The sequence below is a fragment of the Mycobacterium sp. NPDC004974 genome (assembly GCF_053600815.1).
This window is the reverse complement of sequence record NZ_JBSGAQ010000015.1, coordinates 98273-119925: the sequence shown is the minus strand read 5'-3', so window position 1 is coordinate 119925 and position 21653 is coordinate 98273. Positions and strand designations below refer to the sequence as shown.

Below are 21653 nucleotides of genomic sequence, written 5' to 3'. Positions count from 1 at the left end.
CCAGCGGGGTATCCGATGTGCCCGGCTATCAGCGACTTTTCAGCGACAATCGCCACATCGACAACATGGAACTCACCAAACCCATTGTCGCTAACCAGTTTTGCGACGCCAGCATCTCTGACCCCACGAGCCTCATCAGTCCAGCGCCCGACTCATAGCGACTCTGTCGCTGACAGCCGGGCACCCCGAAATCTGTTATGCACGAGGCAAATTGCACCCTAAGTGACGCGAGTACAAATCGCGTCTGCGACCAGAGTGGTCACAGATGCCCACGAGGCGATTGTCGCTGAAAAGTCGCTAACAGCCGGGCAGGTCGGCCATCGCTTTCCCGCGCCGACACGCCGAGACGCCGAGCCGGGGTCAACCCGCTGGTGCGATGTCGACGGGGATGCCATTGAGCACCGCGGTGCCCGACAACGGATCCAGATGTGTCCCGTCGTTGAGTTGATTGACGTTCGCCCCAGGCCGGCTGGCCGCGAGTTGCTGGCCGGTGCCGCCGCGGTCATGTCCCCAGCCATGGGGCAGCGAGACCACGCCGCGCCGCATGCCGTCGTTCACCTCGATCGGGGCCAGCAGTTCACCGCCGGGGCCCTTGATCACGGCGATGTCGGTGAGTCCCAGATCAGCGGCATCGTCGGGATGGATCTGCAGGGTGCACCGGTTGGAGCCGCCCGACAGCGCCGGGAGGTTGTGCATCCAGCTGTTGTTGGACCGCAGATGACGCCGCCCGATCAGCAGGAACCCGCCTACCGCGCGGCCGAGTGCATCGCGCAGCCGCGCCACGTCGGCGACGATCGGCTCCGGCGCGAGTTCGATTCGCCCGCTTGGGGTTCGCAGGACCTCGGGGACCCGCGGTTTCAGCGGCCCCAGGTCGATGCCGTGCGGGTTTGCCTTCAACAGCTCCATGGTGAGCCCGTCGGGCTTGGCACCGAACGCGTCGCCGTAGGGCCCGAGCCGCAACATCATGTCGAGGCGGCGTTCGTACCCGGGGCCGTCGTACAACATCGAGGTGAGCTCTTCGACGTCGCGGCCCGCCACCGGCGAATCGGGGTCGGCTGTCTCCTTCGCCAGCGTCTTGGCGATCACCTGGGCGTCGACGAGAGCCGGATCCCCATCGGCCCCGATGCCGTAGAGGATCAGGGCGAGCCGGGACAGGATCTCGGGCTCGTCGGGCCGTCCGTCCAGCGGCAGTGCCGGCGGGGAGTACCGCACGTTGTTGCGGACGGCGAGGTTGTTCAGCGCCACGTCGAAGTGCGCGCTGCAGGCCGGCGGGGGCGGCGGCAGGATGACGTCGGCGTGGCGGGTGGTCTCGTTGAGGTACGGATCGACAGACAGCATGAAGTCGACCCGGTCCAGGGCCCGGTCGAGGCGGTCGCCGTCCGGCGCGGAAAGCACCGGGTTTCCGGCGATCGTGATCATCGCCTTGATCTGCCCTTCACCGGCGGTGTCGATCTCCTCGGCGAGCGCGGCCGCCGGCAGTTCGGAGAGCACTTCGGGATAGCCCGAGACCCGGCTGGCCCACCGCCCGGTCTGGAATCCGCGGCCGGGTTTCGGCGGGCGCGGTGCGGGTGCGGCGGCTCCGAGCGCGAACATCGCTCCGCCGGGGCGGTCGAGGTTGCCGGTGAGGACGTTGATGACGTCGACGAGCCAGCTGCCGATGGTCCCGAACTCGACTGTGGACGTACCCATCCGGCCGTAGACGGCGGCGGTCGGGGCGGCGGCGAGCTCGCGGGCCAGATCCCGGATCTCTTCGGCTGCCACGCCGCACGCCTGCGCGACGGCCTCGGGTGAGAACTCGTCGGCCAGGCCACGGACCTGCTCGACTCCGGTGACGTGCTCGGCGAGCCCGCCGAGTTCGACGAGCTCCTCTTCGAACAGCACGTGCACGATGGCGAACAGCAGCGCCGCATCGGTACCCGGCCGCGGGGCGAGGTGGCGGTCGGCCAGTTTGGCGGTCTGGGTGCGGGCCGGATCGATGACGACGAGCTTGCCGCCACGTTTGCGCAAGGCCCGTAGCTTGCCTCCGAAGTCGGCGGCGGTGGCCAGGCTGCCGTTCGACACCAGCGGATTCGCACCGATGATCACCAGATAGTCGGTGCGGTCGAGATCGGGGACGGTGAACGCGACCGGGCTGCCGAACATCAGACCCAGCGCGACGTGCTTGGGCATCTGGTCGAGCGTGCTGGCGCTGGACACCTGCCGGGTGCCGAGGCCCCGGATGATCAGCGGCGCATACAGACTGCCGGCGATGGTGTGCGCGTTCGGGTTGCCGAGGTACACCCCGACCGCGGCACCGCCGTGCTCGGCGATCACCGCGGCGAGTCGCTCGGCGACCACCGCGTACGCCTCAGCCCACGTAGCTTCGGTGAGTACGCCGTCACGCCGGATCAGTGGTCGCGTCAGCCGGTCCGGATCGTTGTCGAGCTCACCGAAGCTGGCGCCCTTGGGGCAGATGAATCCCGCACTGAACACGTCGTCACGATCGCCGCGGGCGGCGGTCACCCGACCGTCGGAGATGGTGAGCGTCAGGCCGCAGGTGGCCTCGCAGAAGGGGCAGATCCGAAGGGCCGTGCGGGTATCAGCCATGCCCCGAATTGTGCGCCGGACTCCGGCCTTTTGTAAGCCTCCGGCTTAGGGCGTTTCGTACACCTTCGGTTCCAGGGTGCCGATGTAGGGCAGATCGCGGTAGCGCTCGGCGAAATCCAGGCCGTATCCGACGACGAACTCGTTGGGGATGTCGAAGCCCACGTAGGCGACGTCGAGTTCGGTCCTGACGGCGTCGGGCTTGCGCAGCAGCGTGCAGACCCGCAGCGAGCGCGGGCCACGGGTAGCCAGGTTGCGCAGCAACCAGGACAGGGTCAGCCCCGAGTCGATGATGTCCTCGACGATCAGCACGTCGCGGTCATTGATGTCGCGGTCGAGGTCTTTGAGGATGCGCACCACACCCGAGGACGAGGTGGACGAGCCGTACGAGCTGACCGCCATGAACTCCAGCTGCGTGGGCAGCGGGATGGTCCGGGCCAGATCGGTGACGAACATGACCGCGCCCTTGAGCACGGTGACCAACAGCAGGTCGTCGTTGCCCAGATTGTCTCGGTATTGCTCGGCGATCATCTCGGCGAGTTCGACGGTGCGGGTCCGGATCTGCTCCTCGGACAACAGCACCGATTTGATGTCTCCCGCATACAGCTCGGCAGAGTCGACAGCCACATCGAACAGCGTGCCATGCGAGGCAGCTGCTTTCCAACGCGGATCGCTAGACCGGTTCGGTATGCATCATCAGCACGCCGCCGCGCCGCGCCGCGAACAACCGCTGTTTGCGCAGCCCGGACCCGACGGCCACGCCACCCTGCCCGCGCCAGGCCGTCACCAGCCGGTCGACGCCGCGGATCTGGATGTCGGTCAGATCACACGCGCCGCTGTCCAGCAACCAGGCCCGGATCACCCGGCGCCGCACCGCGTCGGGCAACGGGGCCAACCCGGCGATGTCCAGACCGCCGGCCTCGGTGCGCGCCCCGGCCAGGGCCTCGCCGGCCAGCGCATCGAGCGTCTCGGTGTCCTCGCGCAGCGCGGTCGCGGTGCGGGCCAGGGCCTCGGCCACCCCGCCGCCGAGCACGTCCTCCAGCAGCGGCAGCACCTCGCGGCGGAGCCGGACCCGGGTGAACCGGGGTTCGGCATTGTGCGGGTCCTGCCACGGGCTGACGCCGAGTTCGTCGCAGACGGCGTGCGTCAGTGTGCGACGCACCCCCAGCAGGGGCCGGTGCCACGGCGGGTCATGCGGGCGCATCCCGGCGATCGAGCGGGCACCCGATCCGCGGCCCAGCCCGAGCAGCACCGTCTCGGCCTGGTCGTCGAGCGTGTGGCCGAGCAGTACCGGGGCGCCGGCACGGGCCGTGTCGAGTGCTGCGTAACGGGCCTGACGTGCCGCCGCCTCCGGCCCGCCGGTACGGCCTACGTCAACCAAAAGAACATGCGCTGCAACGCATCCCAATGCCATCGCCTGCCTGCGCGCAGCTTCGGCGACGGCGTCCGATCCGGCTTGCAACCGGTGGTCGACGATCAGCGCGGTGGTGGGCCGCAGGCCGGCCGCGACGGCGGTCAACGCCAGGGAGTCCGGGCCGCCCGACAATGCCACACACCATGTCGAGCCATCGACGCCCTCGCCGGTGGCCGCGACCGCTTGCCGCAGCGCGGCTACAGCACCCGTTCGATCCATCGTTGCGGTTCGTCGATCTCGTCGGGTTGCGGCAGGGTGTCGGGGCTGGACCAGACCGTGTTGAACCGGGCCATCCCGACTTCCCGCACCACATGGTCGACGAATGCCTTGCCCCGGGTGTACTGGCTGATCTTGGCATCGAAGCCCAACAGGGCGCGGACCACGCGCTGCAGCGGGGGCTGCTTACGCTGCCTGCGTTCGTCGAAGCGACGCCGGATGGTCGAGACCGTGGGCACCACCGCCGGCCCGACGGCATCCATCACGTGATCGGCGTGCCCCTCCAGCAGGGTGCCCAGCACCAAAAGCTGATCGAGCGCGCGGCGCTGCGGCTCGGCCTGCACGGCACGCATCAGGCCGAGCACGCCGCTCGAATTCGGGTCCGGCGCCGACCCGTTACGTTGATCGCGGACGAACTGCGCGAGCCGGCCCACCACCTCGGCGACATCCTCGCCGGCGTCCTGGGTGAGCACGGCCAGCGCCTGCGACATATGGTCGGCCAGCCAGGGGTTGGCGCGGAACTGCACCCGGTGGGTGACCTCGTGCAAGCACACCCACAGCCGGAAATCAGCTGGGGCGACACGCAATTGACGTTCCACCGCGATGACGTTCGGATACACCAGCAGCAGCTCGCCACCGTCGGGGCCGAACGGGTCGTACTGGCCGAGGATGCCCGAGGAGATGAACGCCAGCACCGCACCGGTCTGCGCCCCGGTCACCCGGCCGGTGATGAATCCCGGTTTGTGCGTGTCACTTTCGTCACCGGGTTGGAGGCCGGTGGTCATCACCCGCATCGACCGGGTGGCCGCCCGGATCCACTCGGGACGGTCCACCACGCGGGCCTCGGGAACCTCGACACCCTCGATCAGACCCGTGACTTCACGCACCGGCAGCTCGGCGGCCTTCGAACTCTCCGAGAGCTGCTCGATCACCTGGTTGCGGGTGTAGTCGCTGGAGGCCGGGGCCGGCCGGGCCAGCTTCGCCCCGACCGTTGCGGCGAAATCCCAGTCGACCGCGCGGCCCGCGGTCATGGCGACCTTGTCGCTCACGTGCCACATCCGCACGACCGCAGCGACGCGGCCAGCTCGTCGATCGCGGTGCGCCCGGTGGGCCCGGCGTTGTTGGAGATCAGCGCGAACGTGAGCACCCGCCCGCTGTCGTCGGTGACGATGCCGGCCAGCGCGTTGGTCCCGGTCAGTGACCCGGTCTTGGCCCGCAGCCAGCCCGCGGCGTCACGGCCGGCGTCGGTGTCCAGGTACCGGTTGGACAACGTGCCGCTGCCGCCGGCGATGGGCAGCAGGTCCACCAGCGGCCGCACGGCGGGCTCGGTGTTGCCCGCCGCGATGTTGACGACCTCGTCGAGAATCCGGGCGGTCAGCCGGTCTTCGGTCGACAGGCCGCTGGAATCGACCAGCCTGGCCGCCGACATGTCGATGCCGATGCCTTCCAGTTGGGTCAGCACCGCGTCGACACCGCCGTCGAAACTCTGCGGCCGGTGCAGTTGGGCGGCAACCTCACGGGCGATCGACTCGGCCATCACGTTGTCGGACTCGTTCATCATCTGGCGCAGCCGCTCGATCAGCGGCGCGGACTGCACCGCGGCGATCTGCTTGCCCGGCACCGCATTGGCCAGCACGGTCACCGTCGCGGGGTCCACCTTGAGTGCGGCGGCCAGGGCCCGGCCCGCGTCCAGCGCCGGTGTGGTCGACCGCCTGGATTCCACCGTCGTCGGCTGGATGCGTCCGCCGTCGAGCATCACCGGCTCCATCGGTGCGATGTCACCACCCTCGATATCGGCAGGGTCCCAGCCCGGCGCCATCGTGGGGCCGCTGTACTCGCTGATGTCCACCCGGACCGCGGTGACCGTGATGCCGCTGTTGCGCACCTGCTCGGCCAGATCACTGATCCGGGCCGCGCCTTTGTACCAGGTGTCGGTGTCCGCGGGCGCCGCCGAGAGCGTGGTGTCCCCGCCGCCCTTGAGCACCACCAGACCGGGCTGCGAATCGACGGCCAGGACGGTGGTGGCGAGCCGGGCATTACGGTCCAGCGTGAGCAGCGCAGCCGCCGTCGTCAGCACCTTGTTGACCGAAGCCGGCTGCATCGGCACCCCGGAATTCTGTTCCCACAGTTCAGCGCCGGTCTCGGCGTCGGTGATCCGGCCGGTCACCTCACCGAGGTCGGGATTCGCCAGGGCCGGGCCCAGCGCGGCGGCCAGGCCGCTCACGGTCGGTGTCGGCGCCGACATGTCCACCGGGACGATCCCCGGGCTGGCCGTCGCCGGCGGGGGTGCCGGCGGAGCCGCCTCGGCATCGCTGGACCGGTGCCCGGTGAGTACGGCAGCAACCGCGACGACGGCGGCGACCAGCACCAGGACCACGACGCCAACCGCCACATGGGTGGACTGCCGCCACCGAGTGGGCCGCATATTTCTCCTGCTCTGCCGGTGGTGGGGACGAGCCACCCGTTTAGGCCAGACTATCGCTCTATTAGGGTTGACCCGCGTCGTCGCCCGACGACCCACGACTGACCGCAGATGCGAAGGAGCCACGACGGTGAAGTTCGACGTCGTCATCGAGATCCCGAAGGGTTCGCGCAACAAGTACGAGGTTGACCACGAGACCGGCCGGGTCAAGCTCGACCGCTACCTCTACACGTCGTTCGGTTACCCGGCCGACTACGGGTTCTTCGAGGACACCCTCGGCGAGGACGGCGATCCGCTGGACGCGCTGGTGCTGCTGCCCGAGTCGGTGTTCCCCGGCTGCATCGTCGAGGCCCGCCCGGTCGCGATGTTCAAGATGACCGACGAGGCCGGCGGCGACGACAAGTTGCTGTGCGTGCCGGCCGGCGATCCCCGCTGGGACCACATCCAGGACCTCGGTGACGTGCCGCCTTTCGAGCTCGAGGCGATCAAGCACTTCTTCGTGCACTACAAGGACCTGGAACCGGGCAAGTTCGTCAAGGCCGCCGATTGGGCGGGCCGCGAAGAGGCCGAGGCCGAACTGCAGCGCTCGATCGAGCGGTTCAAGAGCTCAGATCACTGATTTAGCCTCGCTGTAACACGGGGTAACTCCCCTGTGCTCTGCGCCTCTCATGCTTGACCAGGTGTTGATGCATCAGGGCATGGGACTTGAGGCGTACAACGCACTGCCCCTGCGGCGTGCGGTGCATGCCGTGTACGAGTGCTGCTACAGCGTGGTGCTGGCGACCGACCTCGCCAGTGGGCGCCCGTTCGCCGACCACGATTCGCTGTTCCGGCAGGCCGACACCCTGCTGTTCAGCCTCGGTGAGGGTTCCATCGACCGCGTGCTGCAGGCCTATCCGCATATCGGCAGGCGTCCGCGCAGCCCGAAGTCGGTGTGCGAACAGTGCTCGGTATGGGATGACGATCCCGCGGTGATGTCACAGCTCAGCACCGAGGACGTCCACTACACCGAGCGGTTCGGGTTCGGTTTCGTGATGTTCGTCGAGGACTGCTGCGCGCACCGGGCCCTGGCCGGGATCATCGACCGGTTGCACAACGACCAGGAGACCGAGCGCAAGGTCGTCCGCAACGAGCTGGCCCGGATCAACCGGGCCCGCCTGGAACGCATGCTCGGCCCCGAGGGCGGCTACTACAACTGGTAGCCGTATCCGCCTGCGTCGCGGTATTCGAGCTCCATCATGCCCGGCGGGGCACCCCGAAGATCTTCGCCATGATCCGATCCCGCAGCGCCGCAGGGGTGTTCCGCATCAAGGCCACCTGAACCTTGTTGCCCAATCCGACCAGGTACCGGGCCCTCGGCTTGTCCGCGGTGAGCGCCTCCTGCACTACCGCAACCACTTTCGCCGGCGGCACGGCCATGCGCTGCGACACCGGGATGAACTTCTTCATCCCCTCGATGTGCTTGGCGTACAGAGCCCGTTGCTCGAGCGGTATCCCCGCCTCCACCTCGACGACCATGTCATCGGCCTTGCGCCACATGTCGGTGTCGGTCTGCGCCGGCTCCACCACCACCACGGGAATGCCCCAGGGCCTCAGCTCGATTCGCATCGCCTCGGCACCGGCCTCCAGAGCAAACTTCGACGCGGCGTAGGCACCGAGCATCGGCATGGACATCTGGCCGTTCACGCTCGAGATGAAGACCACCCGGCCACGGGATTCGCGCAGCCTCGGCAGTACCGCCCTGGTCACCGCGAACTGGCCGATCACGTTGACCTCCAACTGTTTACGCCAGTCGTCGGCCGTCAATGCCTCGACCGGCCCGGCGACCACGATGCCGGCGTTGTTCACCACCGCATCCAGTCGCGCCGGCAGCGCAGCGTCCAGCGCGTCGATGTTCCCGGAATCGGTGACGTCGAGGATCACCGCAGAGATGTGCTGCGGGTCGACCTCGGTGACCGAGGCGGCATCGGCTTTCGAGCGCACTCCGGCGATGACGTCCCATCCGGTCGCGGCCAGGTGTTCGACGATGGCTCTGCCGATTCCACGGCCGGCGCCGGTGACCAGAACTGAAGGCATACCGGCGAGGGTACGTGGCTTACGACGCCCTCGCCTGCGACCGCAACTCCAGCCTGCGCAGCACGTCGGCCCCGAGTCCGTGCGGGTCCTGGCCCGCCGTGGCCGGGATCAGGGTGACACCGTCGGCCACCTCGGCGGCCTTGATATCGGCGATCAGGCCGGCCAGGCCGTCCACCGTCCCGACGTAGCGCACCTGCGCCTCGGGACCGGCCACCGTCAGGCTGCAGCGGGCCGAGCGGTAGTCCCCGGCGACGGCAACCGTGACATCGAGGATCACCGAGACGCCGTCGTCCTCGGATTTCAGGCCGGACCGGATCCGGCGCGCCTGGGCCAGGTCGGGCGCGGAGATCCGCGCCGTCGGCTCGTCACCGTCGGTCAGCTCGGTCCAGGACTCGGCATCCGCCACGAATATCCGCACCCCGGCCACGCTAAGCGCGAATACCGCACCAGCACAGAGTTACGTTCAGCCGGAATCCAAGGGACTACCGGGCGTCCCGCACCCGGGTCTTGTACAGGCTCGCGGCGGTCGTGATGGCGAGCGTCACCACGATCACGCCGAGGCTGGCCAGGGTCGGGATCTCCGGGACGTGCACCGGCTCGCCACCGTTGATGAACGGCAGCTCGTTCTCGTGCAGCGCGTGCAGCACCAGCTTGACGCCGATGAAGGCCAGGATGAACGCCAGCCCCTGCGAGAGGTAGACGAGCCGTTTGAGCAGGTCACCGAGCAGGAAGTACAGCTGCCGCAGCCCCATCAGGGCGAACACGTTGGCGGTGAACACCAGGTAGGGCTCCTGGGTCAGGCCGTAGATCGCCGGGATCGAGTCCAGCGCGAACAGCAGATCGGTGGTGCCCAGCGCCACGATCACCAGGAACATCGGCGTCATCAGCCGCTTGCCGTTCTCGTGCACCCACAGCCGCAGACCGTCCCACTTGTCGGTGGTCCGCAGGTGCTTGCGGGCAAACCGCACCAGACCGTTGTCGCCGTCGTCGTCGTGGTCGGTGTCACGGACGAGGTTGATCGCGGTGTACACCAGGAACGCACCGAAGATGTAGAACACCCAGGAGAACTCGTTGATCGCGACCGCGCCGAGCGCGATGAAGATGCCGCGGAAGATCAGCGCCAGGATGATGCCGACCAGCAGGGCCTGCTGCTGGTAGATCCTCGGCACCTTGAAGCTGGCCATGATGATCAAGAAGATGAACAGGTTGTCCACCGACAGGCTGTATTCGGTGAGCCATCCGGCGAAGAACTCCAGCCCGAACTGGCTGCCGTGGAAGTACCACACCCACACGCCGAAGGCCACCGCCATGCCGATGTAGATCGACAGGTACGTCGCGGTCTCCCGCGTGGTGGGTTCGTGGGGGCGTCGCCCGATCACGACGACGTCGAACAGCAGAACGGCGATGGTCACTGCGAGGGTGACAATCCATTCCAGCTGGGTTACCTGCATCGAGAATCCTCCGGTCGTCAAAACGCCGGAGGTCTCTTCCACCGGTTACAACACACCGGTCCGCGACACCGATCGATCATTGACGACCGACGTGATGACGACATCGCAGCGAAAGGAATACTCCCCTCCGCCGACCAGTCTGCCTGACGGATCCCACGAACCGAAATCGAAGCGGCACGCCGGACCGACCCGCCGTGCGCCACTGGGCCGTGATGGCCGGGGCTTAGTAGTTTGTACTCGTGACAGCTCCCGCCGGTCCGCACGAGATTCCCCCGCAGTACGTGCTATCCCCACTGGCACCCGAGCCGCGCACTCTCGTCGACATCCTCCACGACACGGCCCGGCGTTTTCCCGACGCACCCGCCCTCGACGACGGCACGGTCCAGCTCACCTACGCCGAGCTGATCGCCGACGTCGCCGACAGTGTGTCCTGGCTGGCAGCACGCGGTATCGGCCGCGGAGACAAGCTCGGAATCCGGATGCCCTCGGGCAGCTATGCCCTGTACGTGGCGATCCTGTCAGTGCTGGCCTGCGGCGCGGCATACGTCCCGGTCGACGCCGACGACCCCGACGAACGCGCCGAGCTGGTATTCGGGGAGGCCAACGTGGTCGGCGTGATCACCGAGGCCGGGCTGGTGCGCGGACCGGGTTCGTCGCGGGGCTGGCGGGCCGCGGAGCCGCTGGGTCGCGACGACGCCTGGATCATCTTCACGTCGGGCTCGACGGGCACCCCGAAAGGTGTGGCCGTCACCCATCGCAGCGCCGCGGCGTTCGTCGATGCCGAAGCACAGATGTTCTTGACGGACAACCCGATTGGCCCCGGAGACCGGGTGCTGGCCGGGCTGTCGGTGGCCTTCGACGCGTCGTGCGAGGAGATGTGGCTGGCCTGGCGGCACGGCGCCTGCCTGGTGCCCGCCCCACGGTCACTGGTGCGCAGCGGCATGGACCTGGGCCCCTGGCTGGTGAGCCGTGACATCACCGTGGTGTCCACCGTTCCGACGCTGGCGGCGCTGTGGCCGGCCGAGGCACTGGAAGCCGTGCGGTTGCTGATCTTCGGGGGCGAGGCCTGCCCACCTGAACTCGCGGCCCGGCTCGCGGTGGACGGCCGGGAGGTGTGGAATACCTACGGCCCCACCGAGGCGACCGTCGTGGCCTGCGCCGCGCAGCTGGACGGGCAGGGCCCGGTCAGCATCGGCCTGCCGCTGGCCGGCTGGGACCTGGCGGTGGTCGACAAAGATGGCGTGCCGGTGGCGATCGGCGACGTCGGCGAGCTCGTGATCGGCGGGGTGGGCCTGGCCCGCTACCTCGACCCCGAGAAGGACGCCGAGAAGTACGCGCCCATGCCGACGCTGGGCTGGAACCGGGCCTACCGCAGCGGTGACCTGGTGAGATTGGAGGCCGACGGCCTGTACTTCCAGGGCCGCGCCGACGATCAGGTCAAGGTCGGCGGCCGCCGCATCGAACTGGGCGAAGTGGATAACGCGCTCGTGCACCTGCCCGGCGTGAGCGGCGGTGCGGCAGCGGTCCGCAAGACCACCAGCGGCACCCCGCTGCTGGTCGGCTACATCGCCAGCGCCGATCCGGAATTCGACCTGGCCGCCGCGCGCGCCGCGCTGTCGGAGTCGCTGCCTGCCGCCCTGGTGCCCAGGCTCGTGCTGCTCGACGAACTACCGACCCGCACGTCGGGCAAGGTGGACCGCAACGCACTGCCGTGGCCACCGCCCGGAGACGCCGATCAGGAGGCGCCGCAACTCGACGGCACCATGGGCTGGCTGGCCGGCTTGTGGCGCGACGTGCTCGGCACGCCCGTCGAAGGGCCGGAGGCCGATTTCATCGCGCTGGGCGGCGGTTCGCTGTCGGCTGCGCAGCTGGTGGCCGCACTGCGACGGCGCTACCCGCTGGTGACCGTCGCCGACCTCTACGATCACCCCCGGCTCGGCTCGCTGGCCGGCTATCTCGACGAGCTCAAACCACCGCCGGAGATCCAATCCCGCGAGGTCAAACCGACTCCTCTGTTCACCCAGGCCGCACAGGTCGCATTGTCACTGCCGTTGGCCACCCTCACCGGCATGCAATGGGTGGTCTGGCTGGCCATTTTGAACAACGTGGCCGCCCAGACGGGGATCGTGTCGTGGGCGCATCCGCTCAGCTGGTGGTGGGTGCTGGCCGGGTTCCTGCTGTTCGTCACGCCACTGGGCCGCATGGGCATCGCGGTGCTGTTCGCCCGGATGCTGCTGACCGGACTCGAGCCCGGCACCTATCGCCGTGGCGGCGCCGTGCACCTGCGGGTGTGGATCGCCGAACGACTGGGCGCTGCCAGCGGTGCGGAGAACCTGGCCGGTGCACCGTGGATGGTCTACTACGCCCGCGCCCTGGGCAACAGCGTCGGCAAGGGCGTCGACATGCACTCGGCTCCGCCGGTGACCGGCATGCTCAAGATCGGCCACCGCGCCTCGGTCGAGCCCGAGGTGGACCTGACGGGGCACTGGATCGACGGCGACCTCTTCCACGTCGGCCCGGTGTCGATCGGCAACGACGCCACGATCGGCGCCCGCACCACGCTGCTACCCGGGGCGAGCGTCGGCAAGAACGCCGACGTCGCCCCCGGATCGGCAGTGGTCGGCAAGGTCAAGAACGGTCAGTTCTGGAAGGGCTCGCCGGCCGTGAAATCGGGCAAGGCCCGCCACCCCTGGCCGGATCACCGGCCGGGACGCGCCCCGGTGTGGGTCGCGGTGTACGGCGTGTCCTCGGTGCTGCTGGCCGGTCTGCCGCTGCTCGCTCTGGCCGCCGGCCTGGCGGTGATCGTCTGGGCCGTGCACGGCACTGCCTCACCGGCCGAAGCGGTGCTGCCCGCGCTCGCATGGACCCCGGCCGCGGCCGTCGTCTCGCTGCTGACCTATGCCGCGCTGACCGTGATCGGCGTGCGCATCCTCTCGGTGCGGCTCTCGGAGGGCTACCACCCCGTACGCAGCCGCGTGGGCTGGCAGCTGTGGACCACAGAACGCCTGATGGATGCGGCCCGCAACTACCTGTTCCCGATCTACGCCAGCTTGCTGACACCCTGGTGGCTGCGGCTGCTCGGCGCGAAAGTCGGTCGGGACACCGAGATCTCGACAGCCCTGTTTACGCCGAAGTTCACCGAGGTCCAGGACGGCGCGTTCCTGGCCGACGACACCATGGTGGCGTCCTATGAGCTGGGCGGCGGCTGGATCCACGTCGCCAAGGCCACCATCGGCAAGCGCGCGTTCCTCGGCAACTCCGGCATCACCCAGCCCGGCCGCAAGGTGCCCGACGACGGCCTGGTGGCCGTGCTGTCGGCCACGCCGCACAAGGCCAAGGCCGGCTCATCCTGGCTGGGCAGCCCACCGGTCCGGTTGCGCCGCAACGCCACCGAGGCCGACGCACTACGCACCTTCCACCCGTCGATTCGGCTCAAGATCATGCGCTCGACCGTGGAGACCTGCCGGGTGATCCCGGTGATCGTCACCTTCGCGATCGGAGTCGCGGTTCTGGGGGCGATGCAGGCCGTGACGATCCGGTTCGGATTCCTTTGGGCGACGCTGACCGGTGGCTTGGTGTTGCTGGCCGCCGGCGCCGTGGCCGGGACCATCGCGGTGATCGCGAAGTGGTTGGTGGTCGGCCGGATTCGCGCCGTCGAACACCCCCTGTGGTCATCGTTCGTGTGGCGCAATGAGGTGTCGGACACCTTCGTCGAAACCGTCGCGGCCCCCTGGTTCGCCCGGGCCGCCAGCGGCACCCCCGTGATGAACCTGTGGCTACGCGGGCTGGGAGCCTCGATCGGCCGCGGCGTGTGGTGCGAAACCTACTGGCTGCCCGAAGCCGATCTGGTGGCACTGGACACCGCCTCCACCGTCAACCGCGGCTGCGTCGTACAGACCCACCTGTTCCACGACCGCATCATGCGGTTGGACAGCGTTGTGCTCGAAGAAGGTTCGACACTCGGGCCGCACTGCGTGGCGCTACCCGCGGCCCGACTGGGTGCCGGCGCCACGGTCGGACCGGGCTCACTGGTGATGCGCGGCGACGAGGTACCGCCGTCGACGAGGTGGCAGGGCAACCCGATCGCGCCGTGGAACATGTTCGGCAAGAAGCGTTCCGCCGACAAGACCACCGACAAGACCGCCAAGAAAACAGAAGACTCCGCCGCGTGACCCGATCGAAGAAAGCAGCGAAGAAATTGGCACCCCCGCCCGTTATCGACCCGTATCTGCCGCGCAACGGCAATTTCGGGTACCGGGTGTCGCGCTACGAACTCGACCTCGAGTACAAGGTGGCGATCAACCGGCTGGCCGGGACAGCCACGATCACCGCGGTCACCCTGGCCGCGCTGCGCACCTTCACCCTCGACCTGTCCGACGCCCTGACGGTGTCGCGGGTGTCGGTGAACGGCCGCCGTCCGGCCCAGTACCGATGTTCGGGCGGGAAGCTGTCGGTCACCCTGTCCTCGGCGTTACCGGCCGGGGCCGCGATGACCATCGTCGTCCGCTACAGCGGAACCCCGCGCCCCATCGAAACATATTGGGGTGACGTCGGTTTCGAGGAACTGTCGAACGGGGCCCTGGTGGCCGGCCAGCCCAACGGGGCGGCCTCCTGGTTCCCGTGCGACGACCACCCCAGCTCGAAGGCCAGTTACCGGATCCAGATCAGCACCGACAGCCCGTACTACGCCCTGGCCAACGGTGAACTGATCTCCCGCAAGGCCCGCGCCGGGCACACCGTGTGGACCTACGAGCAGGCCGAGCCGACGTCGAGCTACCTGATCACCCTGCAGATCGGCCAGTACGAGAGCCAACGGCTGACCAAGACGCCGGTACCGATGCACGCGGTGCTGCCCGCTCGGTTGCGGCGCGAGTTCGACCACGACTTCGAGCACCAACCGCAGATGATGAAGTTGTTCATCAAGCTGTTCGGCCCATATCCACTGGCCAGCGGCTACACCGTGGTGGTCACCGACGACGATCTCGAGATCCCGCTGGAGGCCCAGGGCATCTCGATCTTCGGGGCCAACCACTGCGACGGGCACCGCGGCGCCGAACGGCTCATCGCCCACGAACTGGCCCACCAGTGGTTCGGCAACTCGGTCACGGCGCGACGCTGGCGCGACATCTGGCTGCACGAGGGATTCGCCTGCTATGCGGAGTGGCTGTGGTCCGAGCACAGCGGCGGCCACACCGCCGCCGAGTGGGCCGAGCACTACTACGAGCGGCTGCGCGACAAGCCCCAGGACATTCTGCTGTCCGATCCCGGGCCCGAGGACATGTTCGACGACCGTATCTACAAGCGCGGCGCACTGACCCTGCACGCGCTACGCACTCTGATCGGCGACCGGAATTTCTTTGCGCTGCTGAGGGATTGGACAGCCCGCTACCGACACAGCACGGCGTTCACCGACGATTTCACCGGGCTGGCCGCCGGCTACACCGACGAGCCACTGCAATCGCTGTGGCAGGCCTGGTTGTACTCCAAAGAGCTGCCGGACCTGTGACCGATGCCGGCGGCGCACCCGCACCCGGACCGGTCACGCGCAGCAGCGTCGCCCGCGTCGGCGCGGCGACGGCGCTCAGTGCGCTGTGCGGCTACGCCGTGCTGTACCTGGCCGCGCGCGATCTCGAGCCCGCCGGCTTCTCGGTCTTCAGCGTGTTCTGGGGTGCGTTCGGCCTGGTGACCGGGGCTGCCAACGGTCTGCTGCAGGAGGCCACCCGCGAGGTGCGCTCGTCTCGGCACCGCGACCTCAGCGGCGGGCCGACCACCCACCCGATGCGGATCGCCGCCCTGGTCGGCATCGTCGCGGCCCTGGTGATCGCGGCCAGCTCACCGCTGTGGAGCGCGCACGTGTTCGCCGAGTCGCGCGCGCTGAGCGTCGTGCTGCTCAGCGTCGGGCTGGCCGGATTCTGTCTGCACGCCACGCTGCTCGGCATGCTCGCCGGGGTGAACCGCTGGACCGAGTACGGGGCCCTGATGGTCACCGACGCCGGAATCCGGGTGGCCGTGGCCGCGGCGACGTTCGTGCTCGGCTGGGGGTTGGCCGGGTTCCTGTGGGCCACCGTGGCCGGAGCGGTGGCCTGGCTGATCATGCTGATCGCCGCGCCGGCAGCGCGCCTGGCGGCCGGGCTGCTCACCGCGGGCAGTCCGTCGACATTCCTACGCGGGGCCGCACACTCGATCGCCGCGGCCGGCGCCAGCGCGATCCTGGTGATGGGCTTCCCGGTGCTGCTCAAGGCCACTTCGGGGGATCTGGGCGCGGCCGGCGGTGTGGTGATCCTCGCCGTGACGCTGACCCGCGCCCCGCTGTTGGTTCCGCTCACCGCGATGCAGGGCAATCTGATCGCACACTTCGTCGACCAGCGCGACAAACGGCTGCGGGCACTGTTGGCGCCGGCGGCCGCGGTAGCCGCACTGGGTGCGGTGGGCGTGGCCGCGGCCGGGCTGCTCGGCCCCTGGCTGCTGCGGGTCGGGTTCGGCGACGAGTACCGCGCCGGCGGCGCCCTGCTGGCTTGGCTGACCGCGGCGGCCGTCGCCATCGCGATGCTCACGCTGACCGGCGCCGCTACCGTCGCAGCCGCCCTGCACCGGGCCTACGCGCTGGGCTGGATCCTTGCCACGGTCGCAGCGGTGGCACTGCTGTTGCTACCGGTGGGGCTGGAGACTCGGACCATCGTCGCGCTGCTGTGCGGACCGCTGGTAGGAATCGCGGTTCACCTGGTCGCGCTGGCCAAGCTGGCAATGCAGTGACCGTGTAGTTTGGTGCCCATCGACATGCGCTTTCACGACGTTTGGATCATCATCCCCGCCTTCAACGAGGCGAGCATCATCGGCGACGTCATCTCCGACGTGCGCTCCGTTTTTCCTAACGTGGTGTGCGTCGACGACGGCAGTCGCGACGACACCGCCGATATGGCGTTCGCCGCCGGCGCACACGTGGTCCCCCATCCGGTGAACCTCGGTCAGGGCGCGGCCATTCAGACCGGGGTCGAGTACGCCCGCAGCCGTCCGGGTGCCCGGGTCTTCGCCACCTTCGACGCGGACGGACAGCACCAGGTCAAAGATGTGATCCGGATGATCGATCGGCTCGATTCCGACAACGCCGATCTCGTGGTGGGCACCAGGTTTGCCGGCACGGTCACCCACGTCCCGCCGGTCAAACGCGTCATCCTGCGCGCCGCGGCGTTTCTCAGCCCGCAGAGCCGCAGCCTCGGCCTCACCGACGCACACAATGGACTGCGGGTGTTCAACAAGACTGTCGCCGACGCACTCAACCTGACCATGAACGGCATGAGCCATGCCGGCGAGTTCATCGCACTGGCAGCCGAAAACCATTGGCGGGTGGCCGAGGAACCGGTCGAGATTCTCTACACCGACTACTCGAAGTCGAAGGGACAGCCGCTGCTCAACGGCGTCAACATCGTCTTCGACGGACTGCTACGCAGGAGGATGTCCCGGTGAACTGGATTCAGGCCCTGCTGATCGTCTCGGTGCTGGCGCTGTTGGCCTACCTTCTGGGATCTCGACGCAGCGCACGGTCCAAAGCCTGGGTCAAGGTCGGCTTCGTGCTGTTCGTGGGCGCGGGCATCTACGCCATCCTTCGGCCCGACGACACCACGGTCCTCGCGAATTGGCTTGGCGTGAAACGCGGTACGGACCTCATGGAGTACGTGCTGATCATCGCGTTCGTGTTCGTCACGCTGTCGACATACCTGCGCTTCAAGGACATCGAGCTGCGCTACGCCCGGCTGGCCCGGTCCGTGGCTCTGCAGAACGTACGGGTGCCGGCCGCTGCAGAAGATGAGTGACGAGGCATCCGTCGATGCCGATGACGCAGCGCCGCTGAACGCGCTGCTGACTGTGGCGGCCGAGCGCCAAAGCGCAGGCGATCTACGCGGGGCGCTGCACAACGCCATCGAGGTTCTCGAAGCCCGACGCACCACCCTGGGCAACGATCATCCGGACACACTCGCCGTGGCGTGGCTGGTGGTCAGTTGGCGACACGATCTCGGCGAAGCCGGGGCCATCGAAGCCTTGCGTGACCTACTCCCGACAATGATCCGCGTTCTCGGTGCCGAGCACCGCGATACATTGTGGGCCCGGCACACTCTGGCCGCAATCGACGACAGCGCAACAGATCCAGCCGATCGGCTGCTGCGATGGGTTCACCTGTGCGGTGCCGACACTCGAGTGTTCGGCGCACGCCACCCGCTGACGCTGGCGGCGGCATACGCGGCGGCGTTGGCCCGTCGCGATCTCGGCGATCCCTACGGGGCGAGTATGGAGGCGCTCGTGGTGCACCGGCACCGACTCCGCCTCCTCGGTGAGCACCATCCCGAAACCCTGGCGGCGCGTCTGGCGCATGTGAGCTGGCACGGTGAGGCGACGGGGGTCACCGCGAACACCCTCAACGACCTCGACGACCTGATCCAGGTGCTGGAAAAAGCGCTCGGCCACGACGATCCCACCACGTTGACGGCCCGCTATACCCGAGCACTGTGGACCCCGGAATCAGCTGACAACCCGATGGAGCGCATTTCCGAATGGGAGGTCCTCGCAGACGATCTCGCCCGCGGACGAGGCGATGCGGACCCATTGACCCTATCGGCTCTGGACAAGCGGGACGCAGCACGCGTGGAGTGGCAAGACCTGCTGGAGTTGACCCGCGAACTCGCCTACAGCCTGGAGCTCGAGGAGCGCAGCGACGACCCGGACTGCCCCGACGCCGAAGCCGAGACCAGGGCTACTGACGCCGCAGACGAGGAAGAGTCCGACCGAGCTCATTTCTTCGAATGCGTTCTGACGGCGAAAAGAGCACTGTCGCAGTGCGCCCGGGGCGTGGGCAACGATGACTACCAGACGTTGCTATGGCACTACTACCTTGCATGGTGCCTGTGGGCCGGACACGAATTCGGCTCGGCCGGTCAGCGGGCCCGACGGCTGGTCAAGGACAGCACGATCATCCTCGGCGAGGACCATCCATTGACCGACGCAGCACAGATCTTGTTGTCCTTCAGCGACACCCAGGCATGGACGGGACTCTCACCGTTCTGGGACGGTAGCGACGCCGCTGAACTTACCGGAAGCTAGCGGCTGAGCAACGCCGCCAACATTTCGATCCTGGCGTCCTCGAGCTCGGGCATCGGCAGCACGCGCCGCACCATGGCCGCGCCGTCGAACGTGTTGATCACGATGGACAGCAGTACGGCGAAAACATCCTCGGGGAACTGATCCATCCCGGGCGCGCCCTTGGCGATTTCGTAGATACTGTCGATGTACTCGGCAAGCACGGTCTGCAGTGCGGCCCTGAGCTTTTCGTCGGTGCGAGCCGCCATGAGCAGCTCGTGCCACACCGTGTTGGTGTCACTCCCCGCGATGTCGCGCAGGATCCTCAACTGCGCCGGTAACGGCGGCTGCTCGGCGGCGATCTCCGAGCCCAACTTGCCGCCCAGCTCCAGCTGACGTCGTGCCACCTCGCGAGCGGTGGCCGCCATGAAGTCGCTCATGGTCGGGAAATGCCGGAACAGCGCGCCGTCGGAAACCTTCGCCCGCTTGGCGATCACCGCCGCCGATGCCCGCGCGTACCCGACCTCGATGATCGTGTCGATGGCGGCATCGAGTAGTCGTGCGACGGTTTCCTCGCGGCGCTGCTGCTGGGTTCTGGCCATGTCAGACCGGCGTATGGTCCAGCTGCTTGGTTCCCGCCCGAAGGTAGCGACCCGATTTCACCGACTCACCGTAGCCGTCGCGGAACCGGCCGTTGCGGAACACCACCTGCCCGTTGACGGCGGTGGCGACGACGGCGTCGTCGTTGCGGTTCACCATGCGGCTCAGCCCGCCGTAGAACGGGACCGACTCCTCGTGGTAGGCCTCCACCGAGTCGTTCAGGCCGGCCGGATCGATTACCACGAAATCGGCCCGGTCACCTTGGCGCAGCGTGCCGGCCGACACGCCGAACCAGTCGGCCACCTCGGCGGTCAGCCGGTGGACGGCGTGCTCGGTGGACATGAACGGCCTGCCGCGGAGCTGTGCGTCGCGCACCCGCTTGAGTAGCTTCACCGGGTAGTTGTAGAACGCCATATTGCGCAGGTGCGCACCGGCATCCGAGAAGCCCATGTGCACCGAGGGATCCGTGGCCAGCCGGTCGAGGTACTTGGGGCGGTTGTTGGCCACGATGGTGGTCCATCGAACGTTGCGCTCACCGTTGTCGACCAGCACGTCGAGGAAGGCGTCGAGTGGGTGGATGCCGCGCTCGTCGGCGATCTGGCCGAAGCTCTTGCCGATCAGCGTCTTGTCGGGGCATTCGACGATGGTGGCGTCGTGGAAGTCGCGGTGCCACAGGGTCGGTCCGAGCACGCGGCGGTCGAACGACTTGCGGAACCGGCGGCGGTACTCAGGGTCGGCGAGCAGCTTGTTGCGCTCGATCTGATCCTTGAGGTGCAACGCCGCGGTACCGGCGCCGAACTCCTCGAAGACCGGCAGATCGATTCCGTCCGAATACAATTCGAACGGCACGGGCAGATGCTGGAATCGCACCTTGGCGCCCAGGAGCCGGTTGAGCAGCCGGATGCCCGGCCCCAGCACGTGCACCGCGACGGGCGCGGACTTGGCATCAGCCGAGACCAGCAGGCTCATCCGGACACCCTGACGCCGACCGAACAGGCCGCTGCTCTCCAGGAAGAAGTTCAGTGCCTCATAGGCTTTGGCCGTACTCGGCGCGCTCTGCAGCATCCGTCCGCGCTTGCGCAGCACCTTGATCAGACGCCGGCGCTCACGCCAGGTCGCGAACGTCGACGGCAGTGCACGGGACCGGAACCGGTCCCCGTCGAGCTTGTCGATCGCCGCGTCCATCCCGGACATACCGAGCATGCCCGCTTCGAGGGCCTCGTCGAGCTTGGCCGCCATGGTTTCCAGCTCGGCGTCGGTCGGAATGACCCCGCGGGTGGTGGCCCGGTCCAGCCCCAGCACCGAGGCCCGTAGATCCGAATGCCCCAGCAGCGACGCGATATTCGGGCCGAGCGGCAACTCGTCGATGACCTTCACGTACTCGGCCGGACCCGACCAGGTCTTGTGTTGCTGCAGGGCGCCCAGCACGAACTGACGCGGGACCGCCTCGACGCGGCTGAACAGGTCGGCAGCGTCCTCGGTGTCGGCGTAGACGGTGGACAACGAGCACATGCCCAGCAGCACCGTGGTCACGCCGTGGCGCACCGACTCCCGCAGGCCCGGATCGAGCAGGACCTCGGCGTCATAGTGGGTGTGCACATCGACGAAGCCGGGCAACACCCACTTGCCGCCGGCGTCGATGACGTCCGGACAGTCGGACTCATCGAGCGGGGTGGCCGATACCGCGGCCACTACCCCGTCACGAATCCCCAGCGTACGAACCTGCGGCGGGGCGCCGGTGCCGTCGAACCACAGGCCGTTGCGAACGATGACGTCGTAGGACATGACGCAACGCTAAACGAGAAAGTGAGTACTCACAATC

General features: G+C 68.1%; 18 protein-coding genes. 8 read left to right on the top strand and 10 right to left on the bottom strand.

Annotation, left to right across the window (positions count from 1 at the left end):
* Positions 1-360: 360 nt before the first annotated feature.
* Genes ACWEFV_RS26895 through dacB form a run of 5 tightly spaced genes read right to left on the bottom strand, consistent with a single transcriptional unit; the run spans position 361 to position 6638 of the window.
* Positions 361-2586, bottom strand: coding sequence for a molybdopterin-dependent oxidoreductase (locus ACWEFV_RS26895; protein ID WP_450072395.1), 2226 nt, complete (start codon positions 2584-2586; stop codon positions 361-363).
* A 45-nt stretch (positions 2587-2631) separates the two neighbouring features.
* Positions 2632-3219: a hypoxanthine phosphoribosyltransferase gene (hpt, locus tag ACWEFV_RS26890; RefSeq protein ID WP_135459015.1), complete on the bottom strand. Its 588-nt coding sequence runs from the start codon at positions 3217-3219 to the stop codon at positions 2632-2634.
* A gap of 37 nt (positions 3220-3256) precedes the next feature.
* A complete protein-coding gene (gene tilS / locus ACWEFV_RS26885; RefSeq protein WP_450072394.1) occupies positions 3257-4216 on the bottom strand; it encodes a tRNA lysidine(34) synthetase TilS in 960 nt (319 codons plus the stop codon).
* Positions 4195-5271, bottom strand: coding sequence for a zinc-dependent metalloprotease (locus ACWEFV_RS26880; RefSeq protein WP_450072393.1), 1077 nt, complete (start codon positions 5269-5271; stop codon positions 4195-4197). The genes tilS and ACWEFV_RS26880 overlap by 22 nt, the downstream gene beginning before the upstream one ends.
* Positions 5259-6638, bottom strand: a complete 1380-nt coding sequence (gene dacB, locus ACWEFV_RS26875) for a D-alanyl-D-alanine carboxypeptidase/D-alanyl-D-alanine endopeptidase (protein ID WP_135459019.1) — start codon at positions 6636-6638, stop codon at positions 5259-5261. The genes ACWEFV_RS26880 and dacB overlap by 13 nt, the downstream gene beginning before the upstream one ends.
* Before the next feature lie 127 nt (positions 6639-6765).
* On the opposite strand from dacB, the gene ACWEFV_RS26870 reads away from it, so the two are divergent.
* Positions 6766-7254, top strand: a complete 489-nt coding sequence (locus ACWEFV_RS26870) for an inorganic diphosphatase (protein ID WP_450072392.1) — start codon at positions 6766-6768, stop codon at positions 7252-7254.
* Positions 7255-7315: 61 nt separating this feature from the next.
* Positions 7316-7837: a 2-oxo-4-hydroxy-4-carboxy-5-ureidoimidazoline decarboxylase gene (locus ACWEFV_RS26865; protein ID WP_450072391.1), complete on the top strand. Its 522-nt coding sequence runs from the start codon at positions 7316-7318 to the stop codon at positions 7835-7837.
* 34 nt (positions 7838-7871) lie between these two features.
* On the opposite strand, the gene ACWEFV_RS26860 is transcribed toward ACWEFV_RS26865, so the two are convergent.
* The 3 genes from ACWEFV_RS26860 to ACWEFV_RS26850 are packed head-to-tail and all read right to left on the bottom strand — an operon-like array spanning position 7872 to position 10162.
* On the bottom strand, positions 7872-8711 hold the full coding sequence (locus ACWEFV_RS26860; RefSeq protein WP_450072390.1) for an SDR family NAD(P)-dependent oxidoreductase: 840 nt from the start codon (positions 8709-8711) through the stop codon (positions 7872-7874).
* 19 nt (positions 8712-8730) lie between these two features.
* Positions 8731-9138 (bottom strand): hypothetical protein, encoded by a 408-nt coding sequence (locus ACWEFV_RS26855; RefSeq protein ID WP_135459029.1) that lies wholly within the window; start codon positions 9136-9138, stop codon positions 8731-8733.
* A 55-nt stretch (positions 9139-9193) separates the two neighbouring features.
* On the bottom strand, positions 9194-10162 hold the full coding sequence (locus ACWEFV_RS26850) for a TerC family protein (RefSeq protein WP_135459031.1): 969 nt from the start codon (positions 10160-10162) through the stop codon (positions 9194-9196).
* Between the two features lie 239 nt (positions 10163-10401).
* Between ACWEFV_RS26850 and ACWEFV_RS26845 the strand changes: the two genes are divergently transcribed.
* The 6 genes from ACWEFV_RS26845 to ACWEFV_RS26820 are packed head-to-tail and all read left to right on the top strand — an operon-like array spanning position 10402 to position 19255.
* Positions 10402-14334: a Pls/PosA family non-ribosomal peptide synthetase gene (locus ACWEFV_RS26845; protein ID WP_450072389.1), complete on the top strand. Its 3933-nt coding sequence runs from the start codon at positions 10402-10404 to the stop codon at positions 14332-14334.
* Positions 14331-15668 carry a M1 family metallopeptidase gene (locus tag ACWEFV_RS26840; protein ID WP_450072388.1) on the top strand — a complete coding sequence of 446 codons (1338 nt, stop codon included), beginning with the start codon at positions 14331-14333 and terminating at the stop codon, positions 15666-15668. The genes ACWEFV_RS26845 and ACWEFV_RS26840 overlap by 4 nt, the downstream gene beginning before the upstream one ends.
* Positions 15665-16915 carry a hypothetical protein gene (locus ACWEFV_RS26835; protein WP_450072387.1) on the top strand — a complete coding sequence of 417 codons (1251 nt, stop codon included), beginning with the start codon at positions 15665-15667 and terminating at the stop codon, positions 16913-16915. Before ACWEFV_RS26840 ends, ACWEFV_RS26835 begins: the two co-directional genes overlap by 4 nt.
* Before the next feature lie 24 nt (positions 16916-16939).
* Positions 16940-17626 carry a glycosyltransferase family 2 protein gene (locus ACWEFV_RS26830; RefSeq protein WP_450072446.1) on the top strand — a complete coding sequence of 229 codons (687 nt, stop codon included), beginning with the start codon at positions 16940-16942 and terminating at the stop codon, positions 17624-17626.
* Positions 17623-17973 carry a DUF2304 family protein gene (locus ACWEFV_RS26825; RefSeq protein WP_450072386.1) on the top strand — a complete coding sequence of 117 codons (351 nt, stop codon included), beginning with the start codon at positions 17623-17625 and terminating at the stop codon, positions 17971-17973. The genes ACWEFV_RS26830 and ACWEFV_RS26825 overlap by 4 nt, the downstream gene beginning before the upstream one ends.
* Complete coding sequence (locus ACWEFV_RS26820; protein WP_450072385.1) at positions 17966-19255, top strand: hypothetical protein; 1290 nt, start codon at positions 17966-17968, stop codon at positions 19253-19255. The genes ACWEFV_RS26825 and ACWEFV_RS26820 overlap by 8 nt, the downstream gene beginning before the upstream one ends.
* Here ACWEFV_RS26820 and ACWEFV_RS26815 read toward each other — a convergent pair.
* Together ACWEFV_RS26815 and ACWEFV_RS26810 are read right to left on the bottom strand one after the other, a co-directional pair.
* A complete protein-coding gene (locus ACWEFV_RS26815) occupies positions 19252-19833 on the bottom strand; it encodes a TetR/AcrR family transcriptional regulator (protein WP_450072384.1) in 582 nt (193 codons plus the stop codon). The genes ACWEFV_RS26820 and ACWEFV_RS26815 overlap by 4 nt on opposite strands.
* A gap of 1 nt (position 19834) precedes the next feature.
* Positions 19835-21616: an N-acyl-D-amino-acid deacylase family protein gene (locus ACWEFV_RS26810; protein WP_450072383.1), complete on the bottom strand. Its 1782-nt coding sequence runs from the start codon at positions 21614-21616 to the stop codon at positions 19835-19837.
* Positions 21617-21653 lie beyond the last annotated feature (37 nt).